Here is a 25,737-nt window from a genome sequence, read left to right as displayed (position 1 = left end):
ATTTATGATTACCAAAGTAAAGAAATATGTAGAGCAGTTTAATATGCTTTGTGACAATGACCGTGTTGTGATAGGAGTATCTGGAGGCGCGGATTCTATGTGCTTGTTATCTGTGCTATTAACACTAAGAGAAGAATATAATCTAAGTCTTTTTGTTGTTCACATCAACCATAATATTCGTGGGCAAGAAGCTAAGGAAGATGAAGATTTTGTCGTTAATTATTGTAGGGAGCATGGAGTTCATGTGCATGTAGTTAGTAAGAATGTAAAAGAGATTGCATGTGATAATGGATGGTCTGAAGAAGAAGCAGGTAGAAATGTTAGATACCAGGCTTTTTATGAAGAGTGTGAAAAACATAATTGTAATAAAATAGCCATTGCTCATAATAAGAATGATAATGCAGAGACGGTGTTATTTCATCTATTGCGCGGAAGTGGGATTCATGGAATGACCGGAATCAAGCCACAAAGAGATAAAATTATACGACCGTTACTTAACACCAGCAGAAATGAAATCGAAAAATATTTAGAAAAAAATAAGATTCCTTTTCATGTGGATGCCACAAATCTTTTAGAAGATTATACAAGGAACAAAATAAGGCTAACAATTTTACCATTTGCTGAAAGAGAAATTAATACAAAAGCAATGGAGCATATTGTTTCAATGTCAGAACAGTTAAGTGAAGTTGCTGATTATATTGATTTAGTAACGCAAGAGGCATATGATGAAGTTGTTCATGAAAATCAGGATGGTTTTGAGATTGATTTAGAAGGATTTTCAAAGCTGAATATTGCAATTCAAAAAAGTTTAATAAGAAAAGTTATTTTTTTGTGGGTAAAGCAATTAAAAGACATCCAAGAAGGGCATATTATGGATATCATTGCTTTAATGAATAAACAAGTAGGAAAGTATATTCATTTACCATATGGTCTCATTGCAAAGAGAACTTATCATAGTATTGCGTTTTCAAAGGAAATATCAAATAAAAGTCATGAGAGTCAGGAATTATATTATCAGGTAACGATTCCTGGGACTTATGAATTAGAAAGTTGCGGATATTTCATTTCTTTTGAATTGTTAGAATATAAAAATTCAATGATAATTCCGAAAAACGGCTATACGAAATGGTTTGACTATGATAAAATAAAGACTGCTGTTGTAATAAGAACGAGACAGATCGGTGATTATCTGCAAATTAGTAAGCAGGGTGGTAAAAAATCATTGAAATCCGTTTTTGTAGACAACAAAATTCCGAGTGATTTAAGAGACAAAATACCACTAATTTGTGATGGAAATCATGTTTTATGGATTTTGGAAGGTAGAACTTCGGAAGGGTACCGTATCGATGAGGAAACAAAAACCGTACTTGTTGTTAAAGCAGATAAAATAAGTACCGATAACGGTAAGTAGATTAGTTAAGGAATAAAGAAAGAGGTGCAGTACGTTGGCAGAAAATATTAAGGTACTAATATCGGAGGAAACAATAGACGCTAGGATCAAGGAATTGGGGGAAGAAATTAGTAAGGCATACGCTGGTAAAGAAATACATTTAATTTGTATTTTAAAGGGTGGAGCATTCTTCATGACAGAATTGTCAAAGCACATTACAGTTCCAGTTTCCATAGACTTTATGTCAGTAAGTAGTTATGGAGACGCAACCGTAAGTTCTGGTAGAGTTAAAATTGTAAAAGACTTAGATGAATCAATTCAAGGCAAGGATGTTTTAGTAGTAGAGGATATCATCGATTCCGGTAGAACATTATCTTACTTAATGGATTTATTAAAGGGTCGTCTTCCTGCTAGCTTAAAGATTTGTACATTACTAGATAAGCCAGAACGTAGAGAAGTAGATGTTAAAGTTGAATATAGTGGATTCCAAATTCCAGATGAATTTGTGGTTGGATATGGTCTTGACTATATGCAAAAATACAGAAATCTTCCATTTGTAGGTGTGGTGGAACAATAAAAATAAAAAGGAGGCTACGTATTGAAAAAGTCGATGAGGGGATACGGTTTTTACGCCGTTATCCTATTGATAATAATGGCGGCCGTTTACCTGTCAGAAGGCTTAAGTAACGGTAGCTCTAAGAATTTTGGCCAAGTACAATATTTAGAGAGTTTAAAAAATGGTAACGTTAAATCAGTGGAGATTTATCCAAATGAAGAAGTTCCCACTGGACGTATTAAAGTCGAATTAAACGACGGTAATACGTATACGTTTAACTCGACGGATATAAAAGATCAAGAACAGCAAGCGATGGACGAGGGAGTTGCGCCAGTCGTGCATGATATCGAAAAACCAAGCTGGTTCTTAACAAGTGTATTACCATATCTACTTGGCTTTGTAGTAATTATTTTAATGTTTTCTTTCTTAACAAGTCAAATGAGTGGCGGTGGCGGCGGTAATAACAAAGTGATGAACTTTGGTAAGAGCCGTGCTAAGATGACGACTGATGAGAGTAATAAAACAACATTTAAAAATGTTGCAGGCTTACAGGAAGAGAAAGAAGAATTAAAAGAAATCGTTGATTTCTTAAAATCACCGAAAAAGTATATTCAAGTTGGTGCTAGAATTCCAAAAGGTGTTTTACTTGAGGGACCTCCAGGAACAGGTAAAACTTTAATTGCGAAAGCAGTAGCTGGCGAGGCAGGAGTTCCATTCTTCTCAATCTCAGGTTCTGACTTCGTTGAAATGTTTGTTGGTGTAGGTGCTTCTCGTGTTAGAGATTTATTTGCAGAAGCGAAAAAGAATTCTCCATGTATTATTTTCATCGATGAAATCGATGCCGTTGCTAGAAGAAGAGGAACTGGTATGGGCGGCGGACATGACGAAAGAGAGCAGACATTAAATCAGTTATTAGTTGAAATGGACGGATTTGGTGCAAATGAAGGTATTATCGTAATGGCGGCTACAAACCGTGTAGATATCTTAGACCCTGCAATTTTACGTCCAGGACGTTTCGATCGTAAAGTATTGGTTGGTAGACCAGATGTTAGAGGACGAGAAGAAATCTTAAATGTTCATGCAAAAGGGAAACCATTGGCAGAAGATGTAGATTTAAAACAGGTTGCACAAACTACAGCAGGATTTACTGGAGCTGACCTTGAAAATCTATTAAATGAAGCTGCGATTGCAGCAGCAAAAGATAATCGTAGCTATATCGTAGCAGAAGATATTAAAAAGTCATTTATCAAAGTAGGCATTGGTACTGAAAAGAAGAGCCGTGTTATTTCAGATAAAGAAAAGAAAATTACTGCATATCATGAGGCTGGTCATGCAATCTTATTCCATAAGCTTCCTGATGTTGGACCAGTTTATACGGTTTCAATTATTCCTACAGGAAATGGTGCAGCAGGATATACAATGCCATTACCTGAAAAGGATGAGATGTTTAATACTAAGGGAAGAATGCGTCAAGATATTATTGTAAGTCTTGGTGGTAGAATCGCAGAAGAATTGATTTTCGATGATATTACAACAGGAGCTTCTCAAGATATTAAGGTAGCAACAAAAACCGCACGTAGTATGGTTACTAGATACGGTTTTACAGATACCATTGGTATGGTTAATTATGAAAATGACGACGACGAAGTATTTATTGGTCGTGATCTTGCTCACACAAGAAGTTATAGTGAAACAATCGCTAGTAAGATTGATGAAGAAGTAAGAAAAATCATTGATGATTGCTATAGTGAAGCAAAGAAGATTCTTATCGATCATATGGATATATTGCATAATTGTGCAAATCTTTTAATTGAGAAAGAAAGAATCGGACGTGAGGAGTTTGAAGCTTTATTTCATGATGGCGAAAATATCGAGTCGTTAAACATAGAAATTTAAAAACTGCTTTTTTAATGGCTAGACGCTTCCTGTCATATAGACAGGGGGTGTGTAGCTATTTTTAGTTTTTACACTAGTATAAAAAAGTCTTTTTAAAGTGACAAAAATTAGATGAGTTTACAAGAGAGTTTTTGCTGGATAATTTAGCCACTGTGAAAACGAACAAAAAAGAATACAAATTAGAATAATGTTTGTGCACACTTATATGTGCATGGATGTTATAATAATACACGTAAACCCCAATACATTATATAGTTTTTGCTACACCCCATAAGTAACAAAAATACCTTCTCCGAAAAAGGACAGCACCCGTAAAGCTGTCCTTTTTTATAATACCCAATTGTAAGAATATAACAGTATATTTGCAATTGGGTATTATAAAAATATAAAAGTATATTCACAATTGTATATTGTAAAAATATAATAGTATACTTACTGATTTTGCATATTAGAACAGGAAATTTAAAAAAAATAAAAAAAATTTAAAAATAGGCTTGATTCTTTAAAAATAGTGTGCTATAATTCATCCTTGTCAGTACCAATAAGGATGGGTTCCCGAGTGGCCAAAGGGGGCAGACTGTAAATCTGTTAGCGACGCTTTCGAAGGTTCGAATCCTTCTCCATCCATATGCCGGCGTGGCGGAACTGGCAGACGCACAGGACTTAAAATCCTGCGGGACTAATCTCCCGTACCGGTTCGATTCCGGTCGCCGGCAGTATATACTGAGAGAGAAATTCTAGACGATGGAATTTCTTTTTTTTGTTTTTTCGAAACTTCATTTTAGCCTTTTATTGATGTAATTAGATATGCTTTAAAAAAAATTAAAAAAGTTAAAAAAATAGTTGACAAATAAACTGAATTACGATAAAATAATCAATGTTCAAGAGAACAACAAATAACAACGAATCAGTGAGTGTTAAGTTGTACGATTGATTCAAATAATAGAATATCTATTGTCGTAATAAGTATAGTAGACATGCGGGTGTAGTTCAATGGTAGAACACTAGCCTTCCAAGCTAGATACGTGGGTTCGATTCCCATCACCCGCTTTTTGTGTACCCAAAAATAGATTATAATATAAAAAAATACAAAGAGTACTTTTAGCTCCGTATTTTATCTGTCTTTGGCAGTGTGGAGGACATTATGAAAATATTATTAACTGCGATCAATGCAAAGTATATCCATTCTAATCCAGCAATCTATAGTCTAAAGTGCTATGCGAAGGAGTTTAAAGAACATATCTTCTTAGCAGAGTTTACAATCAACAATTATTCCGATGATATTTTACAAAAGATATATAAACAAAAGCCAGATGTATTAGCATTTTCATGCTATATTTGGAATATTGGACTAATAAGAGAAATTATTCGTGAATATCGTAAATTAGATAAGGACGTTAAAATATGGGTAGGTGGTCCTGAAGTAAGCTACGATGCAAAAGAATTTTTAGACAGTATGCCACAAGTGGATGGAGTAATGATTGGTGAAGGGGAAGCTACTTTTCTTGATTTGACAAGACATTACGTAAAGAATGAAGGAACATTAGATGATATCAGAGGCATTGCATATCGTGATCAAAATGGAAAATGTGTAATAACAAAAGTAAGAGAGCCACTGGATTTTTCAAGACTACCATTTATCTATGACTTTTTATACGAAGAGAATCAGGATTTAAGTACGTTTGAAAACCGTATTATTTATTATGAGACAAGCAGGGGATGCCCATTTTCTTGCAGTTATTGTTTAAGCTCTATTGATAAACGTGTTCGTCTTAGAGATATCGACTTAGTAAAGCAAGAGTTATTATTATTTTTAAAACATAGAGTGGCACAAGTTAAATTTATTGATCGTACGTTTAATTGTAATAAGAAACATGCTATGGCGATTTGGGAATTTATTAGGGAGCACGACAACGGTGTTACGAATTTTCATTTTGAAATTGCAGCAGATATTCTTACGGATGATGAAATTGAGCTAATTGCTACTTTACGACCAGGTTTAATACAGCTTGAGATTGGTGTGCAATCAACGAATCCAGAAACGATTATAGCGATACAAAGAACGATGGATTTAAAAAAGGTTGCAAGAAATGTAGCCTTGGTAAAAAAAGCCCATAATGTACATCAGCATCTAGATTTGATTGCAGGTTTGCCATTTGAGGATTATAATTCCTTTAAGAAGTCCTTTAACGATGTTTATGCAATGCGACCAGATCAACTTCAATTAGGGTTCTTAAAGGTATTAAAAGGTTCATTAATGCGTGATAAGAGTGAGGAGTATGGTATCGCTTACAAAGAAATTGCTCCTTATGAGGTATTGTATACGAATTGGTTGCCATATGATGATGTCATCCGTTTAAAAGCAGTGGAAGAGATGGTAGAAGTGTATTACAATAGTGATCAATTTACCCATACAGTACGATTTTTAGAGCGTTATTTTAGTGATGCCTTTACATTGTTTGAAAGCCTTGGAGTTTATTATGAAAAGAATGGGCTCTTTGGCATGAACCACTCTAGAATGAAACGATACGAGATATTACGTTCCTTTATTAGAGAGGAACGCGTTATGGATGAGGATTACTATGAGGTATTTGACCAAATCCTTGTATATGATTTATACCTTCGTGAAAAATTAAAAGCCAGACCAGCCTTTGCATGTTCTACAGATTCTTATAAGGCAAATCTTAAGGAATTTATGTCAAACAAAGAAATCAGAGGTCAGTTTGGTGAAATGATTCATTTGGAATATTTTACAATAGACGTAGAAGCACTGATTCAAGGAAGCCCTTTAAAGAAAGAGGATTGTTATGTGGTATTTGACTATAGCAAGAAAGATCCTTTAACTCAGGCAGCAATGACTAAAAAACTAAAGGGATTCTTTTAGAAAGGAAGAGTTCATTGAAAGTAACAAAAAAGCGTGTTACAAAAGCAGAGAGAGAGCGAATTAATGCAATACTAGCATTATTAGATGAGCATTATACAACGGAATATAAGTGTTACTTAAACCATGAAAATGCTTGGCAGCTATTGATTGCTACGATGCTAAGTGCACAATGTACGGATGAGAGAGTAAATATTGTTACGAAAGATTTATTTAAAAAATACACAAGTATCGAAGATTTTGCAAATGCAGATGTTAGAGAATTAGAAAAGGATATTCATTCTACTGGATTTTATCGTAATAAGGCGAGAAACATTATTGCATGCATGAGAACATTACTCCTTGAGTACCATGGTGAAGTTCCAAATGATATCGATGCACTTACCGCTCTTGCTGGGGTAGGAAGAAAAACAGCGAATGTAATTCGCGGAAATATCTTTCATGAGCCAAGTATTGTTGTAGATACTCACGTAAAGCGTATTTCAAAAAAACTTGGGTTTACAAAAGAAGAAGACCCAGAGAAAATAGAATATGATTTGATGAGAATTCTGCCAGAAGATCATTGGATTTTATACAATATCCAGATCATCACACATGGTAGAAGTATATGTACTGCACGAAGTCCAAAATGCATGGAATGCTTTTTAAAGGATTTATGCAAAGAGGGTAGAAAGGTGGTTTCATAAAATGAAACGCTCATATATAGCAGTCGATATTGAAACGACTGGATTGCGTCCAGAGGAGGATGCAATCATTGAAATTGGGGCAGTCAAGTACGTAGATGGTGAAGTAGTGGATACTTACTCAAGTTTTATAAATCCTGGGATTACTTTACCATCTAGAATAGTTGACTTAACTGGAATTACTGATGAAATGCTAGAAGATGCAAGAAGTATCAAAGAAGTTCTTCCTGAATTTTTAGAATTTTTTGATACCGATTTAATTCTTGGACATAATATAAAATTTGATTTTAGCTTTCTTAAAACTGCAGCAATGCGTCTAGGGTATAGTTTTGAAACTAGGGGAATTGACACATTAAGACTTGCTAAAGTGATACATCCTGAATTACCAAGCAGAACCTTAGAGGCAATGTGTGAGAAATACGGAATTATAAGAGAGAATAAGCACCGTGCGTACGATGATGCAAAAGCAGCGGCAGAGTTGTATGAAGGTTTGATAAAAAAGTGTATAGAAGATAAAAAACAATTGGATGATCAATTTGAGCCAGAGGTACTGAATTATAAACCAAAAAAGCAAGAACCTATAACTGCAAAACAGAAAAAGTACTTGCTTGATTTAATGGAGTATCATAATATTAGTGAAAAGGTAAATCTCGATGAACTTACGAAGAGTAGTGCTTCTAAGCTAATTGATAAAATTATACTCAATCATGGCATGCTTTCTCGTAGATAGTTTTTAAGGAATTTAGGACGGTCTCCTTTATCAGACTATTTTGGGAATCAACAATTTTAATTAGTTCCAAAATCTTGTCTGGATTTTTTTCCATCTCATATATGTTTGCAAGCAAAATGTAAGTGCCGCTGATATCTGAGCGGCAATCAATTGCAAATAATAAAACAGTTTTTGCATTTTTTAATTGACCTGCATCATATAAAAGAGTGGCCCATTTATGCAAATTACGAATTAAGAAAGTGTAATTTTGATCATAATCAGACAAGACATTAATGTTAGCAGTGCCGTATGTAAGTTTTAAATCCGTATTAGAATAGCCGGTTAAATTGAGAATTTTCTTAGTGGCAAGTTTTCTAATTTCATTTTGAATAAAATTAATTTCTTGACTTGCATTTTCTTGAAAGGGTAAAGTATCAAGAGGTATGGATATATAATCTAAATTTGAGATATCTTTTTTTCGAACAAAATTAGACTTATTTTCTTTATCCCAGAATGAACTAGCTTCCTTTGTGGATTGTTTCGAGGATTTTGATAATTGGTATTTTAACCATATAACGAAAATCATAATACAGATTAAAGTTGCGGGCATAATAACACGACCTTTCAGTAAAATTGGAAAGAGGTGAACAACATGAATTTTAGAAATAAAAAAACACAAAGAATAATTTCAACAGTTATTATCTTATTACTCGTACTTTCTATGCTTTTATCCATCGTTGTAGCTGCATTTTAACAAATAAAAAGACACTTCTGTGTTTGTGACAACTTATCATTAAAATGTATATCTATTTCAAATATACATAGAATAATGATAAATGTCAATGAAGTCGTAGTACTAGAAATTGCCTTCTAATATTACACGATTGCATGAATTTTTCACAAAGCAGGAGGTTGGATTATGAACAAAAAATACATTTTATTTATAATTGCGACAATAGTATTTGCAGGATGCATTTTGTCCGCTTGTAATAAAAAAGCCTCGCTGGAAGAAAACGGCGGGGCTTTATCTAATGAAGGGCCTATGTTAGAAGCTCCTTCGGATGTGCCAAATGTAACCTCGGGGATAACCCCTATTGCTACACCTAGCATAGCGCCTGAAATAACGCCAATCGTTACAACAGGTGCACAAGGAGGAAAAGTAGAGGATGAAGAGACTCCCAAAAATCCAGGAAGCGGGGCATCGTTAACTCTTGATAATGTTTTGGGAAAATATACCACAAGTTATCTAAGCTCATCCGAGGCAAGAAAGCAAAACATCGAAAATGCAGTAAAGAAAATAAATGGGACAAGTATTTTACCTGGAGAGAGCTTTTCTTGCTATGAGGCATTAAAACCCATTACAGAAGAGAATGGATATACGGTTGCCAGTTCCTATGAGGATGGGAAAATTGTATCCAGTGTTGGGGGTGGAATCTGTCAGGTATCTACCACACTTTATAATGCTATACTTGGTGCAGAACTTGAAGTTACAGAAAGGCATGCACATTCGATGACTGTTAGTTATGTGGATCTATCCAGAGATGCGGCGATTGCAGGGGATTATATGGATCTAAGTTTTACAAATAATTTAGATTACCCAGTTGTAATAAATGCTACTGCAAAAGATGGAAGGTTAACCTTTACTATTTTAGGTGAGGAAACAAGGGATAAACAAGTACGAAAAATAGAGTTTAAATCGGTGATTTTAAAAGAGACAAAACCTCCGAAAGCAGTGATCACTTACGATAAAACAAAACCATCAAGTTATGTCAAAGTAACCCAAGCACCACATACTGGATATGAGGCTGAGCTTTATAAAATTGTATATGTAAATGGCCAAGAAGTAGATCGAATCAAGATAAATAAGAGTGTTTATGAAGCGTCACCACAATATATGACGGTGGGAACTAAGAGTGAATAAAAAGTATTTTGATCTCAAATAAAAAGTAAAAGACATCATATAAACTTCGTGAATTAAATGGAAATATGATTGAAACATCATTTGTAATGATGTATAATATCGCTTAATTGACACGTTAGTGTATGAAATTGATATTACGTCGAAAGAGAAAGAGGTTGCTATGAAACTAGGTAAGGCTACACATGCAGTATTAGATCGATCTGTATTTAAAAATATAAAAATAAGACGAAAGGATGTTTTAAATCGTCCGCAGATTGGACTTGATGCCAATGGGGTTACCTTACAACAAGGAGCGGATGTGTTAACATCTACAGCCACAATTACAGGGCATGGTAACTTTGTACCAATTACTGCAGTTTACCGTGCAATCAATAGCATTTATGCAAGTGGAGCGAAACCAGTAGGTATGACAGTTTCGTTAACCATTCCAAGGAAGTTTGAAGAAAGTACCATCAAGGAATGGATGAAACTTATTGATAAAATAGGTGCTCAACATGAAGTTGATGTTCTTGGTGGACAAACTACGATTAGCGATGGAGTAATTGAAGCTGTTCTTACAATTAATGCCCTTGGTGTGCAAAATAGTAATGAAGGAAAGGCAAAGAAATTTGCCCAAGCAAATCAGACAATTTTACTTGCAAATCCTATTGGGCTAGAAGGTACCATTCGTTTAGCAGAGATGAAATTTGAAGAATTAAACTCTAGATATACAAAAACATTCATATCAAATGGAGATGCAGAGCATATTGATTTATCTTTAAAAGGAGTTTATGAGGCCTTAAAAGATAAGGAAGAGTTGTATCTTCATGATGTTGCTGAGGGTGGAATTTTCGGCGCTTTGTGGGAGCTTTCTGTAAGACTAAATTGTGGTTTTGATATTGATCTTAAAAAAATACCAATGAGACAAGAGACCATTGAGTTCTGCGAATTTTATGATCTAAATCCATACATGCTTGTTTCAGGCGGTTGTATGCTTATTGTAACAAGTAACCCAGAGGAGATTATAAGGTCTTTAGAAGCTGGGAATATTCCGGTTGTTGCAATAGGTAATGTATCCTCTTCCAATGATAAAATAATTCATAATGAGGATGAAATAAGATATCTCGAGCCATCAAAGGGCGATCAGATATATAAAGTATTATAATATTTCGTAAAGGAGTGGATAAGCATGAGAGAAAAGATTTTAAAAGCGATTGACAAGAACAGTAAATTATCCGTTAAAGATTTGGCGATAATGTTAGGGGCCACGGAGGAAGAAGTCGCCCAGACAATCAAAGAATTAGAAGACGAATCAATTATCTGTGGTTATCCAACCCTAATTAACTGGGATAAAACTGAAAGTGAAAAGGTAACAGCACTGATTGAAGTAAAAGTAACTCCACAAAGAGGACAAGGCTTTAATAAAATTGCAGAACGCATTTATAAATTTGAAGAAGTGGAATCTGTATATTTAATGTCTGGCGGATTTGATCTTACTGTAATTATTGATGGTAAGAGCATGCGTGAAGTTGCAAATTTCGTTTCTAGCAAACTAGCCCCAATGGAGTCAGTGCTTAGTACTGCAACCCATTTTGTTCTAAAGAAATACAAAGAACATGGTATACCATTGATTCAAGAAGTTGAAGATGAAAGGATGCTGATTACACCTTGAGAGACCCATTAAATAAAAAAATTACTACAATACAGCCATCCGGTATAAGAAAATTTTTTGATATTGTAAATGAAATGAAAGATGCAATATCATTAGGTGTAGGAGAGCCAGATTTTGATACTCCTTGGCACATCCGTGAAGAGGGTATATACTCTCTTGAAAAAGGACGTACCTTTTATACTTCGAATGCAGGTTTAAAGGACTTAAGAATAGAAATTTGTTGTTATTTAAATAGAAAATATAATCTTTGTTATCATCCAGATTCTGAAGTTTTAGTTACAATTGGTGGAAGTGAAGCAATAGATGTTGCCCTTCGTTGTATGTTAGATTCTGGGGATGAAGTTTTAGTACCTCAGCCAAGTTATGTTTCTTATGTTCCATGCGTAGCTATGGCAAACGGTGTACCTGTTGTAATTCCATTAAAGCAAGAAAATAACTTCAAATTAACCAAACAGGAATTGTTAGACGCAATTACAGAAAAAACGAAAATCTTGGTTATGCCATTCCCAAATAATCCAACGGGAGCAATTATGACAAGAGAAGAACTTTCTGAAATTGTGGAGGTTATAATTGAAAAAGATTTATATGTTATTTCAGATGAAATATACTCTGAACTTACATATGGAGTAAGACATACTTCCATTGCAGAGTTTCCAGGAATGAAAGAGCGTACCATTGTAATTAACGGTTTTTCCAAATCTCATGCAATGACAGGTTGGAGACTTGGCTATGCAGTAGGCCCTAAAGAAATAATTCGTCAAATGACTAAACTTCATCAATTTGCCATTATGTGTGCGCCTACAACAAGCCAATATGCAGCCGTAGAAGCTTTAAGAAATGGCGATCCTGACGTTGAAATGATGCGTGATGCATATGATAAACGTCGTCGCTTTTTAATTCATGCCCTTAATGAAATGGGACTTGAATGTTTTGAACCATATGGAGCTTTTTATGTGTTCCCAAGCATTAAAAGTTTAGGAATGACATCTGAAGAATTTGCAAATAAATTATTGCTAGAAGAAAAAGTTGCAGTAGTTCCTGGAACAGCCTTTGGTGATTCAGGAGAAGGATATTTACGTATCTCATATGCGTATTCCATTGAAGCTTTAAAAGAAGCGTTAGGAAGAATTGAGCGTTTTGTAAATAAATATCGAAAATAAGAAAAAGTTGAAGGAAAATCTTAGGTGTGTTACAATCTATTTAGTTAGGATAAATTACTAAATATTTCTTGAAATACACAGGAGGAACAGCAATGGCGGCAATAATGAATGCTGATTATATCAATCCATTTTTAGTTGCAGCAACAAAGGTTCTTAGAGATATGGTATGTATCGATGCTCAAATTGGTAAACCTTACACTAAGGATACTAAATTTGGAGAACAGTCGTTACTTATTATGCTAGGAGTTACCGGTAAGATGAAAGGTCAGGTTATTCTTGATTTTCAAAATACAGTAGCTTTGGACGTTGCTTCAAAGATGTGTATGATGCCATTGGATGAAATGAATGATCTTGCACAAAGTGCAGTGTGTGAACTAGGCAATATGATTCTTGGAAATACTGCAACTGTATTTTCAACAAAGGGAATTGGTATTGATATAACACCTCCTACGATTTGTAGCGGACCAGTCACTTTTTCGAGTATGTACGCAGCTAATATTTGTATACCACTTATCTATGAAGAAGATAAGGTAATTGAAATTAATGTGGCATTAAGCGCATAAAGAAGGGGGTTGTTGCGGAATAATTTTTGCAACAACCCTTCTTAAATGGAATGACTCATAAAATGAATTGATTATAATTTGATTTATATAATCAATTTAATTATTCATTTATTATAATTGATTAAAATAATAGATCATAAAAAAATTATTTAATAATAGATAGAAAATTATTTAAATAATAGATGATAAAACAATAATAGAATTAAAGAATTAATTGAATTTAAATAAAAAGGCATTATAGAAATTAGCCTACCTAAGGAGTTTTTAATATGAACATTGTATTATTTGAGCCAGAAATACCAGCAAATACAGGGAATATCGGTAGAACGTGTGTAGCAACGGGAGCTAAATTACACTTAATCAAACCGCTAGGTTTTAGCTTAGATGAAAAAGCAATTAGAAGATCTGGATTAGACTATTGGAAAGATCTAGACGTTACTGTTTATGAAAACTATGAAGATTTTCTAGCTAAAAATCCAAATGCTAAAATATATATGGCAACAACAAAGGCTAGACATGTTTATACAGAAGTTTCATATGAACCAGACTGCTATATTATGTTTGGTAAGGAGAGCGCAGGAATCCCAGAAGAAATTCTATTACAGAATAAAGATACAGCGATTCGTATACCTATGATAGGAGACATTCGTTCTCTAAATCTAAGTAACTCGGTAGCCATCGTACTCTATGAAGCATTACGCCAGAATAACTTTGATCATATGCGTATGTTTGGAGAGTTACATCACCATTCTTGGGATGAGTAAGATGAATAGAAACTAATTTGTGCATAAACATGTATATTTGTGGACAAAAAGGTTATTCTAATAGTGCACCTGTTGATAAATTTCTTTTCTTTGTTTTTATCGTAAATTAACAAAGAAGCAAATTTATTGGCAGGTGCTTTGCGTTGTCTCTAAAAAAGATATCTCTATTAAAAATTTCCCTATCAACTACTTGTTTCAAAACCTTGCCGGCGATTTGGATAAAACAGAAAGAACGAATGCGCCTATGGAAATGTATTAGAAGTACTTTTCTCTTATTATTTGTGTTATATCAGCAAACAGATTTGTTTGAGCTAGGCGAGTTATCTGTTTGCTGATATGCTTAACACAAATAATAAGAGAATTAGTACTTCTTATACATTGAAATCGAAGCATGAGTCTTTCTGTTTTATCCAAATCGCCATTCCAACAAAGTAACAAAGGCATTATAGCCAATTCAAAAATAAAGTTTATGTTTAATTTTTAAGAGAAATAATGTAAAATAGATATGATCAGCTTATTTTAACAATATTGTGAATAATCCAAAGTATTGGTGTATACCTGTGCAATCGATATGTATGGGATTCCTTGTGAAAGCTTGGAGGTCAAGTTATGAATGAAAAAGCATTAAAGACATTAGAATATTACAAAATTATCGATAAATTAACCGCATATGCCGGTTCAACAATGGGAAAGGAGAAATGTTCCCATTTAAAGCCTAGTAGTAATCTTGAAGAAATACTAGCAATGCAAAAAGAAACGAGTGATGCGCTATCTCGTATTTTTAAGAAAGGCAGTCTATCCTTTTCTGGAGTGCCAGATATTAGGGCTTCTCTTATCCGTTTGGAGGTTGGATCAACACTTGGAGCAGGTGAGTTATTAAGAATTAGTTCTATATTAACAGCAACACTTCGAGTAAAGAATTATGGGTACTCCTCTAAAAACGAAGATGATGAGGAAGAAGGCGATAGCTTATCAGAACGTTTTCGTCTATTAGAGCCATTATCTCCAATAAATAATGAAATTTTACGATGCATTATTTCAGAAGAAGAGATTGCAGATGATGCAAGTCCAGGCTTAAAGAGTGTTCGTAGACAAATTAAAATAACAAATGACAAAGTACATGAGCAGTTAAATACCATATTAAATTCCAGCACTACTCGTACAATGCTTCAAGATGCGCTTATTACAATGCGCAATGGTCGTTATTGTTTACCAGTAAAGCAAGAATATAAAAACACCTTCCAAGGTATGATGCACGATCAATCTTCCACTGGTTCCACAGCATTTATTGAGCCGATGGCAATTGTTAAGCTAAACAATGAATTAGCAGAGCTAGCGGTTCGTGAGCGAGAAGAAATTGAAAAAGTTCTTGCAGAATTAAGTAATATGGTTGCAGAAGAAACAGAGAATTTAAAATATAACTTACAAACCCTTGTGGAATTTGATTTTATATTTGCAAGAGCTCAGTTGTCGAAGCAAATGAAGGGTACAGAACCTAAATTTAATAATAATCATTATATTAATATCAAAAAAGGACGTCATCCGCTCATTGATCCACATCACGTAGTGCCAATTGATATTTATCTTGGTAAAGACTTTCATTTATTAATAATTACAGGACCAAACACTGGCGGTAAGACGGTTTCATTAAAAACTGTTGGTTTATTTACCCTTATGGGGCAAGCAGGACTTCATATTCCAGCTTTTGATGGTTCTGAATTATCAGTCTTTGAAGAAGTATATGCAGACATTGGGGATGAGCAAAGCATTGAACAAAGTTTAAGTACATTCTCATCTCATATGACAAATACAGTATCCATTTTAAAGCAAGCCAATGAAAATTCATTAGCTTTATTTGATGAATTAGGTGCGGGTACAGATCCAACCGAAGGTGCTGCATTAGCAATATCTATTTTGTCCTATTTAAAGGATAAGGGAATTCGCACAATGGCAACCACCCATTATAGTGAACTTAAAATATATGCGCTATCAACAGAAGGGGTTTCCAATGCCTCTTGTGAGTTTAGTGTAGAAACCTTACGACCAACTTACCGCTTATTAATAGGTATTCCAGGGAAGAGTAATGCATTTGCCATCTCTTCAAAATTAGGACTACCTGATTTTATCATTGATAATGCGAGAGAACTTATTGGTACAAAGGATGAAAGCTTTGAAGACGTTATTAGTAACTTAGAAGCTAGTCGTATTGCAATGGAAAAAGACAAAGAAGAAATTAATCTTCATAAAAAAGAGATTGAAGAGCTTAAAAAGCGTTTGGCAGAAAAGAATGATAAGATTGACTCTGCAAAAGAAAGAATCTTAAGAGAAGCCAATGAAAGAGCTCGTGAGATTTTACAAGAAGCAAAAGACTATGCGGATGAGACAATACGTAAGTACAATAAGTGGAGCAAAGAAGGCGGCATTGGTAAGGATATGGAAAATGAGAGAAATGCCTTACGTGAACGATTGGGTGAAGCTGATTCTAAGCTTGCGGTAAAGAAAAAGAAGAGTAATAAACAACATAAACCAAGTGACTTTAAACTAGGAGATTCTGTGAATGTTCTAAGTCTTAACTTAAAGGGTACCGTTAGTTCACTTCCAAATGCAAAAGGTGATCTATATGTGCAAATGGGTATTTTGCGTTCCCTTGTAAATATTAAAGATTTAGAGTTGATCGATGAAGAAACTATTAAGACGCCTGTTCTTACGAAAACCCAAAGTGGTAAGATACGTATGAGCAAATCCTTATCCATTAGCCCTGAAATAAACATTATTGGGAAACGTGTAGATGAAGCAATTCCTTTAGTAGATAAATACTTAGATGATGCTTATCTTGCACATTTACCACAAGTTACAATTATTCACGGCCGCGGTACGGGTGCATTAAAAGAGGCAGTACATGCACATTTAAAACGCACAAAATATGTGAAATCTTTCCGCATTGGAGGGTTTGGTGAAGGGGACCATGGTGTAACTATCGTTGAATTTAAGTAGAAAAGGTGGGGTCAAATGGCAACAAAGCAAAAAATATTAATTGTTGATGATGATGCTAATATAGCAGAACTTATCTCTTTATATTTAATCAAAGAATGTTTTGATACTTTAATTGTATATGATGGAGAAGAAGCGATTGAACAATTCAAACGTTATCAACCAAATTTAATCTTATTAGATTTGATGCTTCCAGGAATTGATGGATACGAGGTATGCCGTGAAGTTAGAAAAACGTCTTCGGTTCCTATAATTATGTTGTCTGCAAAAGGCGAGATTTTTGATAAAGTTCTTGGTCTTGAGCTTGGTGCAGATGATTATATGATAAAACCATTTGATTCAAAAGAACTTGTAGCTAGGGTAAAGGCGGTACTTCGAAGAGTGGTTCAAGCACCACAATCCGGACAAGAAAGCATACCACAAACAGGCGATTTTGTATCTTATCCAGACCTTACGGTAAATCAGTCCAACTATTCTGTTACTTATTATGGGGCAGTGATTGAAATGCCACCAAAGGAGCTAGAATTATTTTATTTTCTAGCTTCTCATCCAAATCAAGTATTTACAAGAGAGCAGTTGCTAGATCATATTTGGGGTTATGAATATATGGGAGATACAAGAACGGTAGATGTTCACATTAAGCGTTTACGTGAAAAGATAAAAGATCATGAGTCTTGGAGGCTATCTACTGTTTGGGGAATTGGGTATAAGTTTGAAGTGAAAAAATAGAATATGATTGCGTTGGCAGATTAGTATGATTTCGAAGAAGTTGTGCGCACTATATCATATATTTAATAAAAGAGGTATTTTAGGGAAAACACGAAAGATAAGGGTTACAACTAAGAAAGTATACAGGATAGGGGGAGCACTATGAAAAAACGTGTACTTATAAAATTAGTAGTTCTATATTTGATTGCTGCTCTATCTATGTTCTTTTTATTAAATACGTTTGGCAGAAATCTTATGCAAGAAAATTTAATTGAAAAGAAAAAAGAAGCACTCTATAGTGAAGCATCCCTTATTGTATCAGAATATGCGAGCCAATACTACAATGAGCAAATGTCATTAACAGATATGCTAAAGCAACTTCGTACGGTAGATTCATTTTTAAAGACGAGAATATGGATTGTAGACAACAATGGAGAAGTAATTGCTGATACAAAAAGTAATGCCCAGGGTATTAATATCAATGAGATAGATGAGACTTACTTAGAACAAACATATGCTAAAAATGTATATTTTAAAGGGATTTTTTCGGAACCAATGTTAAGTGTTATCGTAAGGATTCCTTATAATTATTCTGTAAAGGGTTATGTATGCATTCATACTTCGATGGAAGGAATCAAAGGGGATAGTGTTAACTATGTTGACTTTATCAATATTTGCTATCTTATTTTTCTGTTAATTTTACTTTTAATATTTATGATTATCTACTATATTACGGTGATTCCAGTAGAGAGGATGATAAAAGCAACGAAAGAATACTCCAGTGGAAACTTTGACTATCCAATCAAAGTATATTCCCATGATGAGTATCGTGATTTAGCAAATACCATTCGATATATGGCAGATGAATTAAAAAATCTAGATGATTATCAAAAAAAGTTCGTAGCAAATATATCACACGATTTTCGTTCTCCTCTAACTAGTATTAAAGGATATGCAGAAGCAATGCTAGATGGAACGATAAGCTATGAAATGCAAGGAAAGTATTTAGATATTATTTTGTTTGAGGCAGAGCGCCTTACAAAGTTAACAACTAATTTACTTGCATTAAATAGTTTTGAGAATAATGGAACAATATTAGATATTACTTCTTTTGATATTAATAAGGTAATAAGAAAAACAGCAGCAACCTTTGAAGGTCAGTGTACAAAGAAGAAAATAATGCTTAATCTTATATTTTCATCAATGGAAATATATGTAGATGCAGACGTTGATAAAATTCAACAAGTTTTATACAATTTAATTGATAATGCAATTAAATTTAGTAATCCAGAATCCACAATTAAGGTTTCTGTTGAGGAAAAGGGTTCCAAGGTTTTTATATCAATTAAAGATCATGGAATTGGTATACCAAAAGATAGCATTAAAAAAATCTGGGAAAGATTTTATAAAACTGATACATCAAGAGGCAAGGATAAAAAAGGTACTGGTTTAGGACTTTCAATTACGAAAGAGATACTTTTAGCGCATAATGAGAATATAAATGTAATTAGTACTGAAGGTGTTGGAACAGAATTTATTTTTACCTTACATCGCTCAGATATATAAAAATGACACATAACCTTGCATAAGTAACAATATTTACAAAATCTTCATAATATGTTCATAAGTTGGTGCTACAATGATAAGACAAGCGTAACTTATGGAAGCATAAGGAGAAGGTATATGGATACAATGAAACGTGGAAATGAGAAAGAATTCAGTTTTATACAAGAGAAGGTAGTTTCAAGAAGAAAGCATAGAATTAAGCGTTTTATGCTTTCAATTGCAGCTACATTGGTTCTTGCGGTCATTTTTGGGATTGTGGCAAGAATAGCATTTATAAAATCGGATTCTTTATTGTTTCATTTATTAGGATTGGACGAGGCCCAGCGCCAGCAGATTTTATTTCCTTCAAACGGTCCAGATGAAGCCGGTGCAGCGATAGGTTTAACACCTACTCCTATCCCTAGCATAAGTATTGCGCCAACCAATGGTGCAAGTGAGACGGTAGATGAGAAAAAGGAAGAAAAGCCTCAACCAACAATTATAGAGCAAAAAATTGATGCTACACTTGGAGATTTACAAAGTATATATTCAGATATTAAAGAACTTGCGGGTGAAATCAACCATTCCTTAACAACCGTAACAGCAGTGGAAAGTGGAGTGGATTGGTTTAACAATGAATATGAGAAGAGAAAATCAACCACAGGTGTTGTAATTGGAGAAAATAATGTAGACATCTTAATTCTTACAAATCTAGATAAAGTCGAGAATGCAGATAACATTGAAGTAAAATTCTATGGGGATGTAACGGCTTCTGGGGTGTTATGGAATTATGATAAAGAATATAATCTTGCAGTCATTGCAGTGGAACTTAAAAGCATACCAGAGGATAAGCTTGAACATATCGTAAAAGCTGATTTAGGTGAATCTTATGGAGTTGCAGTAGGTGATTTTGTAATGGCACTTGGAAGCCCTAATGGTTATGCTGGTTCGATGGAAATAGGAATGATAACAAGCAAGGGTAGTTTAGTGTATGTAACAGATAATAGCCTTGATTTGTTCACTACAAACATTACAGATACACCGGAAAGTGCTGGTATATTAATTAACGAATATGGTGATATAATTGGGGTTATTACGCAGACATTAAAGGAAGATACAAATTCTAATATAAGCACTGTTATTGGAATTTCGAAGCTAAAGCCGGTTATCTCATCACTTGCAAATAAAACGGATCGTATTTATTTTGGTATTCAAGGAATGGATATACCAGAAGACTTTTTAGAACAAGAGGGACTTGAAAATGGAATCTATGTAACAGATATACATTCCGATTCCCCAGCTTTAGATGCTGGAATTTGTCAAGGAGATATAATTACAGCAGTAAATAATACAAAAGTTAAGTCAATGAATGGATTTAATAGAATTTTAAATACCCATAGTGTTGGTGAAAAAGTTACGATAACCATACAAAGAAAATCAAAGCAAGTATTAAAAGAGATGGAAGTTGATGTAGTTTTACAAAAAAAAAGTAAGTAGATTTATGGATTATTATATTTCTTACTTTATATCTCGGCATTTGTAGGGTATAATGGAATTATGGAGTTAGAAAGGCCAGGTATAAAAATGAGATATCTAAACGAGTTACGAGAAGGTGAAATGCTTAAAGAAACATACCTTTGTAAGCAGACCCAGACATTAAAAACTAAGAATGGGAAAAGCTATTATTCTTTGCTTTTACAAGATAAAACAGGAACAATTGATGCAAAGGTATGGGAGCTTGGACCGGCAATAGAACACTTTGATGCCATGGATTATATACATATCGAGGCTCAAGTGACTAACTTTCAAGGTACATTACAACTTAATGTAAAGCGTATACGAAAGAGTCAAGAAGGTGAATATAATCCAGCAGATTTTATGCCAACATCTACAAAAAATGTAGAGGAGATGTATAAAGAGCTTCTTAGTTATGTGAATAAGATTAAAGAACCTCATATGAAAGCTTTAGTTAATAGTTTTTTTGTAGAGGATAAAAAGTTTATTGATAAATTTAAAAAGCATTCAGCAGCTAAGAGTGTACACCATGGTTTTATTGGTGGATTGTTAGAGCACACTTTAGGTATTACAAAATTGTGTGATTACTTAGCAGATCATTATCCTATGTTACAAAGAGATTTATTACTGGCATCTGCTATGTTTCATGACATTGGTAAACTTGAAGAGATTTCGCCATTTCCAGAAAATGATTATACCGATGAAGGAAATCTTCTAGGTCACATCTATATGGGAACACAATTAATTAATGAGCGAATAAAAACCATTCCAGGTTTTCCAAATAAGATGGCAAATGAAATTATGCACTGTATATTAGCTCATCATGGTGAATTAGAATATGGTTCACCTAAAAAACCAGCAATTGCAGAAGCATTAGCCCTTAGCTTAGCTGACAACTTGGATGCAAAGCTTCAAACGATGACAGAACTTTTAAATAGTTCAGAAGAAAAGAGCGACTGGCTTGGTTATCAAAGATTATTTGAATCTAATGTTCGTAGAACTTCAATATATTAATAGATAGGGTTATAATGACCTAGGCAAACGCATGAAATTTTATATGTGTAGTTATTCACATACTATAAATTCCATGCGTTTGTTCTTTAAATAAAGCTTTCTGTAATGGTTAAGAAGTATGTAAATATTAATGAAAAACTTATTTAGTTTCGGTAAGAATATAAAAGGGTAAGAATATAAAGCGTTGCTTATGTAAATTTACATATATTATATGAGAAAACGTATGATATATTATAACAAGGAAATTAATAAAATTAATAGATAGATAGGAATTGAGTAATGAAGGAAAATATAAGTATCAATATTCCCAAAAAGAATGATTTAGTTGAAGTTATCATTGAAGATATCGGAAGTGATGGTGAAGGCATTGGTAAATATCAGGGTTTTACCTTATTTATCAAAGATGCAGTAGTTGGAGATACCATCTTAGCAAAAGTATTAAAAACTAAAAAAACGTATGGATATGCAAAGATTGAGAAAATTATTGTGCCTTCCGTTGACCGCGTTGAACCTAGATGTCCAATTGCCACAAAGTGTGGTGGGTGCCAAGTTCAACCTTTGTCTTACGAAAAGCAATTGTCTTTTAAAGAAAATAAGGTAAGAAATTGTTTAGAGCGTATCGGCGGGTTAAAAGACATTCCTATGGAACCGATAGTTGGTATGGAAGAACCATACTATTATCGAAATAAGGCACAATTTCCAGTAGGTCTAAATAAAGAAGGAAAAGTGACCATTGGATTTTATGCAAGCCGTACTCACAGCATTATAGATTCCAGTCACTGCTATATACAAGATAAAATTAATGTACCAATTTTAGATACGATACGAAATTTTTTAGACGAGTATAAGATAAGTATATACAATGAAGAGAAACATGAAGGTTTAGTTCGTCATATCTTAACTAGAGTTGGATTTACTACAAAAGAAGTTATGGTATGCTTAATAATTAATGGAACGAAACTACCATATATAGAGCAGTTGGTAAGCAAATTAAAGGAAACCCTAAATGATTATCCAGAATATCATTTAAAAAGTATATGTCTAAATGTAAATAAGGACAAGACGAATGTTATTCTTGGAACGAAAATCATTCCTATATTTGGACAAACCTTTATTACAGATATGATTGGTGATATTAAATATGAAATTTCACCATTATCATTCTTCCAGGTAAATCCGATACAAACAAAGAAGCTCTATGATTTAGCACTTGACTATGCAGACCTTAGTGGAGAGGAAATTGTTTGGGATTTATACTGCGGAATTGGAACAATCTCTTTATTCTTAGCTAAGAAAGCCAAGGAAGTGTATGGGGTTGAGATTATACCAGAAGCCATTGAGGATGCAAAGAGGAATGCAACGTTAAACAATATAAACAATGCAGAATTTTTTGTTGGAGCGGCAGAAGATGTTTTACCTAAAAAGTATAAAGAAAGCAATGGCAGTATGAGAGCGGATGTTATTGTTGTAGATCCTCCAAGAAAGGGTTGTGATCAAAGTTTATTAGATACTGTGATTGCTATGGAGCCTAAGAAAGTTGTTTATGTATCTTGTGATCCAGCAACCTTAGCAAGAGATCTTAAGTATATGACAGAGAACGGATATGAAGTGAAAAAGGTACGCCCAGTGGATCAGTTTCCACATTCAACACATGTGGAGACGGTTTGTCAATTAACAAAGAAGGCTTGATTTTACAAGGATTTGAACCTTGTTTAAGTAACTGAAGGTGTATTTTAAGAGAATATAAATCCTCTAACTCCTTATGAAAGGGGATAGGGGATTTTTATGTCAAATTTGCAATCACAATCATCTATTTCATAAAATTCTCTTACGGATATGGATATTCTATTTAGATATTCCTTATCTAAAATAATAAGTGAATTTTTGTCTTTTCTAATATAACCCTTTTCTATAAGCTTATTTATTGTATTATAAAGACTTTTTCTGCTCATGGACAAGGTTTTGCAAAGACTATACATGCTTTTATATTCAAATATATTGTTTTTAGAATTTTTTAGCATGTAAAATGCAAAGATTTCTTCCAGACTGAATAAATCCCTTAACATAAGCTTCTTATACATACAATAGATTCTCTTGCTAGTCTTAAATAGGAATATTTTTAAGAACTCTGAGTTTTTTTGCAGTTTTTTAAAGGTGTCTTTATCTATTTTAAGTAGAGTAACCTTACTCATGGCAGTAATATCACACAATAAATTCTGTTCATACATATAACTAATTTTCCCTACAAATTCATTTTTAGAAAGCTCGTCTACTAAAAAGCTCTTTCCATAATTAGTGATACATTCTACTTTAACCTCTCCATCCAATATAAAATAAATACCTTCAAAGTTTTCATTGGAATGAGCAATATATTGTCCTTTATTATAGTTTACAATGTATATTTCATTCAAATAATCCTTTATGTAATCATATATGCATATGTCTTTTAGTTCCATCAAATCATCCTTTATAAATAAGTGTATATTTATATTATATATAAAAAACTAGTAATTCCAATATTAGAACTACTAGTTTTTCAAAAAATCAACCTTCTATGTTACTTATGAATAAATATCAGAAAGGGGTGTTATCACCTATATAGCAAGCTATATTATTATCTAAGTATATTTGTTGAAGATGTTCCAGTTTTTCTTGTGTTATGTCTCCATTATCATGATATGCATACTCTTTTCCTAGTTGATTCCACTTTGTTTCTCCCAACCTATGGAATTTTAGAAGATTAATTTCATATAATGAGTTTTTGTTCATAAATTCAATTAACTTATATGCATTTTCATCACTGTCGTTATAGCCGGCGATGGTAGGTTGTCTTAGAACTAGTCTACCCTTCCAATCGGATTTTTTCAGTGCTTCAATATTTGAAAGTATTAAATCATTATATACTCCCGTTTTCTCTTTATGCTTTTCTCTATCCATGTTCTTCACATCAATAAATGCGAAATTAATGTGCTTGAGTACTTCTAAAAATACTTCTTCTTTTGCATAACCACTGGTCTCAATAGCGGTATGAATTTGCCATTTGTTACATTCCTTTAAAACTTCAATTAAGAATTCATGCTGTATGAGAGGATCTCCTCCTGAGAAAGTGACTCCTCCCTGAGGACCCCAATTATTAAAATCACGTCTTAAGATTTTTATAACATCATCTACAGTATATTCTTTCACACACTGTTTTAAAGCATTATTTGGACAGATACTTGCACAGTCAAAAGTCTCACACTTATTACAAATATCAAAGGATATACTTGGCTTACCATTTTCATCAAAGGTAATTGAATTATGTGGGCATACATTTTTGCATGCCCGACAGCCTTTCTCCCATTTACAGGAGTTTTCTGCAAATAGAAGATGCTTTTTAGGAATCCAGCTTTCAGGATTTGCGCACCATTTGCATTGCAGAGGACATCCTGTTAGAAATATGCTGGTTCTACATCCTGGTCCATCGTGTACAGAAAAGCTCTGTATGTCAAATATTAAGCCCTTTTTACTCATGTCTTATCCTACCCTATTTTGCTTGATATCCTGAACAGGTACAAGCATTCATAGTAGCATATGACCAGTTTTCTTTACCTAATCCAGTACATGTTCCAATTCCGTATTTATCTGGGTTAGAGAAGTTTTTACAGTTTCCACATTTATCAGCAGCTTTAAAATTAGAGCAAGCTTCACTTCCTTCACCATCAATAGGTACAATCGCCTTACATAGAGCACATATACCTTTCTCACAATCTAAATTTATATAATTTTTGCAATCATAGTGACGCATAGA

22 protein-coding genes and 3 tRNA genes are annotated in these 25,737 nt (G+C 33.7%); 21 read left to right on the top strand and 4 right to left on the bottom strand.

Features of this window, described 5'->3' with window-relative positions:
• Positions 1–4 precede the first annotated feature (4 nt).
• The 9 genes from tilS to BN4220_RS01415 all read left to right on the top strand — a co-directional run bounded on the left by tilS (position 5) and on the right by BN4220_RS01415 (position 8,136).
• A complete protein-coding gene (gene tilS / locus BN4220_RS01455) occupies positions 5–1,411 on the top strand; it encodes a tRNA lysidine(34) synthetase TilS (protein WP_066712563.1) in 1,407 nt (468 codons plus the stop codon).
• 34 nt (positions 1,412–1,445) lie between these two features.
• Complete coding sequence (gene hpt / locus BN4220_RS01450) at positions 1,446–1,967, top strand: hypoxanthine phosphoribosyltransferase (RefSeq protein WP_066712561.1); 522 nt, start codon at positions 1,446–1,448, stop codon at positions 1,965–1,967.
• Between the two features lie 21 nt (positions 1,968–1,988).
• On the top strand, positions 1,989–3,842 hold the full coding sequence (gene ftsH / locus BN4220_RS01445; protein ID WP_347477042.1) for an ATP-dependent zinc metalloprotease FtsH: 1,854 nt from the start codon (positions 1,989–1,991) through the stop codon (positions 3,840–3,842).
• A gap of 545 nt (positions 3,843–4,387) precedes the next feature.
• Positions 4,388–4,469 (top strand) — tRNA-Tyr (locus BN4220_RS01440).
• A gap of 3 nt (positions 4,470–4,472) precedes the next feature.
• Positions 4,473–4,558: transfer RNA gene (locus BN4220_RS01435), tRNA-Leu, on the top strand.
• Between the two features lie 263 nt (positions 4,559–4,821).
• Positions 4,822–4,892 (top strand) — tRNA-Gly (locus tag BN4220_RS01430).
• Between the two features lie 94 nt (positions 4,893–4,986).
• Positions 4,987–6,726 carry a B12-binding domain-containing radical SAM protein gene (locus tag BN4220_RS01425; protein ID WP_066712559.1) on the top strand — a complete coding sequence of 580 codons (1,740 nt, stop codon included), beginning with the start codon at positions 4,987–4,989 and terminating at the stop codon, positions 6,724–6,726.
• 14 nt (positions 6,727–6,740) lie between these two features.
• A complete protein-coding gene (gene nth / locus BN4220_RS01420) occupies positions 6,741–7,409 on the top strand; it encodes an endonuclease III (protein ID WP_066712557.1) in 669 nt (222 codons plus the stop codon).
• A gap of 1 nt (position 7,410) precedes the next feature.
• Positions 7,411–8,136, top strand: a complete 726-nt coding sequence (locus tag BN4220_RS01415; protein ID WP_066712554.1) for a 3'-5' exonuclease — start codon at positions 7,411–7,413, stop codon at positions 8,134–8,136.
• Here BN4220_RS01415 and BN4220_RS01410 read toward each other — a convergent pair.
• Positions 8,108–8,725, bottom strand: a complete 618-nt coding sequence (locus tag BN4220_RS01410; protein ID WP_066712551.1) for a hypothetical protein — start codon at positions 8,723–8,725, stop codon at positions 8,108–8,110. The two genes, BN4220_RS01415 and BN4220_RS01410, sit on opposite strands and share 29 nt — an antisense overlap.
• A 309-nt stretch (positions 8,726–9,034) precedes the next feature.
• Here BN4220_RS01410 and BN4220_RS01405 point away from each other — a divergent pair, with 309 nt between their 5' ends.
• From BN4220_RS01405 to rlmD, 12 genes are all read left to right on the top strand, one after another.
• Complete coding sequence (locus BN4220_RS01405) at positions 9,035–10,036, top strand: VanW family protein (protein ID WP_066712548.1); 1,002 nt, start codon at positions 9,035–9,037, stop codon at positions 10,034–10,036.
• Between the two features lie 160 nt (positions 10,037–10,196).
• Positions 10,197–11,180 (top strand): AIR synthase related protein, encoded by a 984-nt coding sequence (locus tag BN4220_RS01400; RefSeq protein ID WP_066712545.1) that lies wholly within the window; start codon positions 10,197–10,199, stop codon positions 11,178–11,180.
• A 24-nt stretch (positions 11,181–11,204) separates the two neighbouring features.
• A complete protein-coding gene (locus tag BN4220_RS01395) occupies positions 11,205–11,687 on the top strand; it encodes an Lrp/AsnC family transcriptional regulator (RefSeq protein ID WP_066712542.1) in 483 nt (160 codons plus the stop codon).
• The gene (locus BN4220_RS01390) at positions 11,684–12,847 is read left to right on the top strand and encodes a pyridoxal phosphate-dependent aminotransferase (protein WP_066712539.1); all 1,164 of its coding nucleotides are present in this window, start codon (positions 11,684–11,686) and stop codon (positions 12,845–12,847) included. The genes BN4220_RS01395 and BN4220_RS01390 overlap by 4 nt, the downstream gene beginning before the upstream one ends.
• 92 nt (positions 12,848–12,939) lie before the next feature.
• Positions 12,940–13,410, top strand: a complete 471-nt coding sequence (locus BN4220_RS01385; protein WP_066712536.1) for a chemotaxis protein CheX — start codon at positions 12,940–12,942, stop codon at positions 13,408–13,410.
• Positions 13,411–13,679: 269 nt separating this feature from the next.
• A complete protein-coding gene (locus tag BN4220_RS01380) occupies positions 13,680–14,174 on the top strand; it encodes a tRNA (cytidine(34)-2'-O)-methyltransferase (RefSeq protein WP_066712533.1) in 495 nt (164 codons plus the stop codon).
• 609 nt (positions 14,175–14,783) lie between these two features.
• Entirely contained in the window at positions 14,784–17,168 is a 2,385-nt protein-coding gene (locus tag BN4220_RS01375) for an endonuclease MutS2 (RefSeq protein WP_066712529.1), read from the top strand.
• 15 nt (positions 17,169–17,183) lie between these two features.
• Positions 17,184–17,894: a response regulator transcription factor gene (locus tag BN4220_RS01370; RefSeq protein WP_066712526.1), complete on the top strand. Its 711-nt coding sequence runs from the start codon at positions 17,184–17,186 to the stop codon at positions 17,892–17,894.
• A gap of 141 nt (positions 17,895–18,035) precedes the next feature.
• Entirely contained in the window at positions 18,036–19,439 is a 1,404-nt protein-coding gene (locus BN4220_RS01365) for a HAMP domain-containing sensor histidine kinase (RefSeq protein ID WP_066712524.1), read from the top strand.
• A 117-nt stretch (positions 19,440–19,556) separates the two neighbouring features.
• Positions 19,557–20,915 carry a S1C family serine protease gene (locus BN4220_RS01360; RefSeq protein WP_066712522.1) on the top strand — a complete coding sequence of 453 codons (1,359 nt, stop codon included), beginning with the start codon at positions 19,557–19,559 and terminating at the stop codon, positions 20,913–20,915.
• An 87-nt stretch (positions 20,916–21,002) separates the two neighbouring features.
• Positions 21,003–21,947, top strand: a complete 945-nt coding sequence (locus tag BN4220_RS01355; protein ID WP_066712519.1) for a 3'-5' exoribonuclease YhaM family protein — start codon at positions 21,003–21,005, stop codon at positions 21,945–21,947.
• A 279-nt stretch (positions 21,948–22,226) separates the two neighbouring features.
• Entirely contained in the window at positions 22,227–23,636 is a 1,410-nt protein-coding gene (gene rlmD, locus BN4220_RS01350) for a 23S rRNA (uracil(1939)-C(5))-methyltransferase RlmD (protein WP_066712516.1), read from the top strand.
• Between the two features lie 71 nt (positions 23,637–23,707).
• Here rlmD and BN4220_RS01345 read toward each other — a convergent pair whose 3' ends face one another.
• The 3 genes from BN4220_RS01345 to hpdC all read right to left on the bottom strand — a co-directional run bounded on the left by BN4220_RS01345 (position 23,708) and on the right by hpdC (position 25,734).
• Positions 23,708–24,403: a Crp/Fnr family transcriptional regulator gene (locus BN4220_RS01345; RefSeq protein ID WP_066712513.1), complete on the bottom strand. Its 696-nt coding sequence runs from the start codon at positions 24,401–24,403 to the stop codon at positions 23,708–23,710.
• Between the two features lie 118 nt (positions 24,404–24,521).
• On the bottom strand, positions 24,522–25,460 hold the full coding sequence (hpdA, locus tag BN4220_RS01340) for a 4-hydroxyphenylacetate decarboxylase activase (RefSeq protein ID WP_066712510.1): 939 nt from the start codon (positions 25,458–25,460) through the stop codon (positions 24,522–24,524).
• Between the two features lie 13 nt (positions 25,461–25,473).
• On the bottom strand, positions 25,474–25,734 hold the full coding sequence (gene hpdC, locus BN4220_RS01335; RefSeq protein ID WP_066712507.1) for a 4-hydroxyphenylacetate decarboxylase small subunit: 261 nt from the start codon (positions 25,732–25,734) through the stop codon (positions 25,474–25,476).
• Positions 25,735–25,737: the final 3 nt, after the last annotated feature.

Origin of the sequence: Clostridium sp. Marseille-P299, assembly GCF_900078195.1 — a bacterium.
Classification (GTDB): domain Bacteria; phylum Bacillota; class Clostridia; order Lachnospirales; family Lachnospiraceae; genus Lachnoclostridium.
This window is presented reverse-complemented; position numbering and strand designations above follow the sequence as displayed.

Bases quoted from the DNA above. Each gene is read 5' to 3' on its own strand.
- BN4220_RS01415 (WP_066712554.1), top strand. From the start codon at position 7,411: ATGAAACGCTCATATATAGCAGTCGATATTGAAACGACTGGATTGCGT.
- BN4220_RS01355 (WP_066712519.1), top strand. From the start codon at position 21,003: ATGAGATATCTAAACGAGTTACGAGAAGGTGAAATGCTTAAAGAAACA.
- BN4220_RS01380 (WP_066712533.1), top strand. From the start codon at position 13,680: ATGAACATTGTATTATTTGAGCCAGAAATACCAGCAAATACAGGGAAT.
- BN4220_RS01405 (WP_066712548.1), top strand. From the start codon at position 9,035: ATGAACAAAAAATACATTTTATTTATAATTGCGACAATAGTATTTGCA.
- BN4220_RS01365 (WP_066712524.1), top strand. From the start codon at position 18,036: ATGAAAAAACGTGTACTTATAAAATTAGTAGTTCTATATTTGATTGCT.
- BN4220_RS01360 (WP_066712522.1), top strand. From the start codon at position 19,557: ATGGATACAATGAAACGTGGAAATGAGAAAGAATTCAGTTTTATACAA.
- BN4220_RS01410 (WP_066712551.1), bottom strand. From the start codon at position 8,725: ATGCCCGCAACTTTAATCTGTATTATGATTTTCGTTATATGGTTAAAA.
- tilS (WP_066712563.1), top strand. From the start codon at position 5: ATGATTACCAAAGTAAAGAAATATGTAGAGCAGTTTAATATGCTTTGT.
- BN4220_RS01345 (WP_066712513.1), bottom strand. From the start codon at position 24,403: ATGGAACTAAAAGACATATGCATATATGATTACATAAAGGATTATTTG.
- rlmD (WP_066712516.1), top strand. From the start codon at position 22,227: ATGAAGGAAAATATAAGTATCAATATTCCCAAAAAGAATGATTTAGTT.
- BN4220_RS01385 (WP_066712536.1), top strand. From the start codon at position 12,940: ATGGCGGCAATAATGAATGCTGATTATATCAATCCATTTTTAGTTGCA.
- BN4220_RS01370 (WP_066712526.1), top strand. From the start codon at position 17,184: ATGGCAACAAAGCAAAAAATATTAATTGTTGATGATGATGCTAATATA.
- BN4220_RS01400 (WP_066712545.1), top strand. From the start codon at position 10,197: ATGAAACTAGGTAAGGCTACACATGCAGTATTAGATCGATCTGTATTT.
- hpdC (WP_066712507.1), bottom strand. From the start codon at position 25,734: ATGCGTCACTATGATTGCAAAAATTATATAAATTTAGATTGTGAGAAA.
- BN4220_RS01425 (WP_066712559.1), top strand. From the start codon at position 4,987: ATGAAAATATTATTAACTGCGATCAATGCAAAGTATATCCATTCTAAT.
- hpdA (WP_066712510.1), bottom strand. From the start codon at position 25,460: ATGAGTAAAAAGGGCTTAATATTTGACATACAGAGCTTTTCTGTACAC.
- BN4220_RS01375 (WP_066712529.1), top strand. From the start codon at position 14,784: ATGAATGAAAAAGCATTAAAGACATTAGAATATTACAAAATTATCGAT.
- BN4220_RS01395 (WP_066712542.1), top strand. From the start codon at position 11,205: ATGAGAGAAAAGATTTTAAAAGCGATTGACAAGAACAGTAAATTATCC.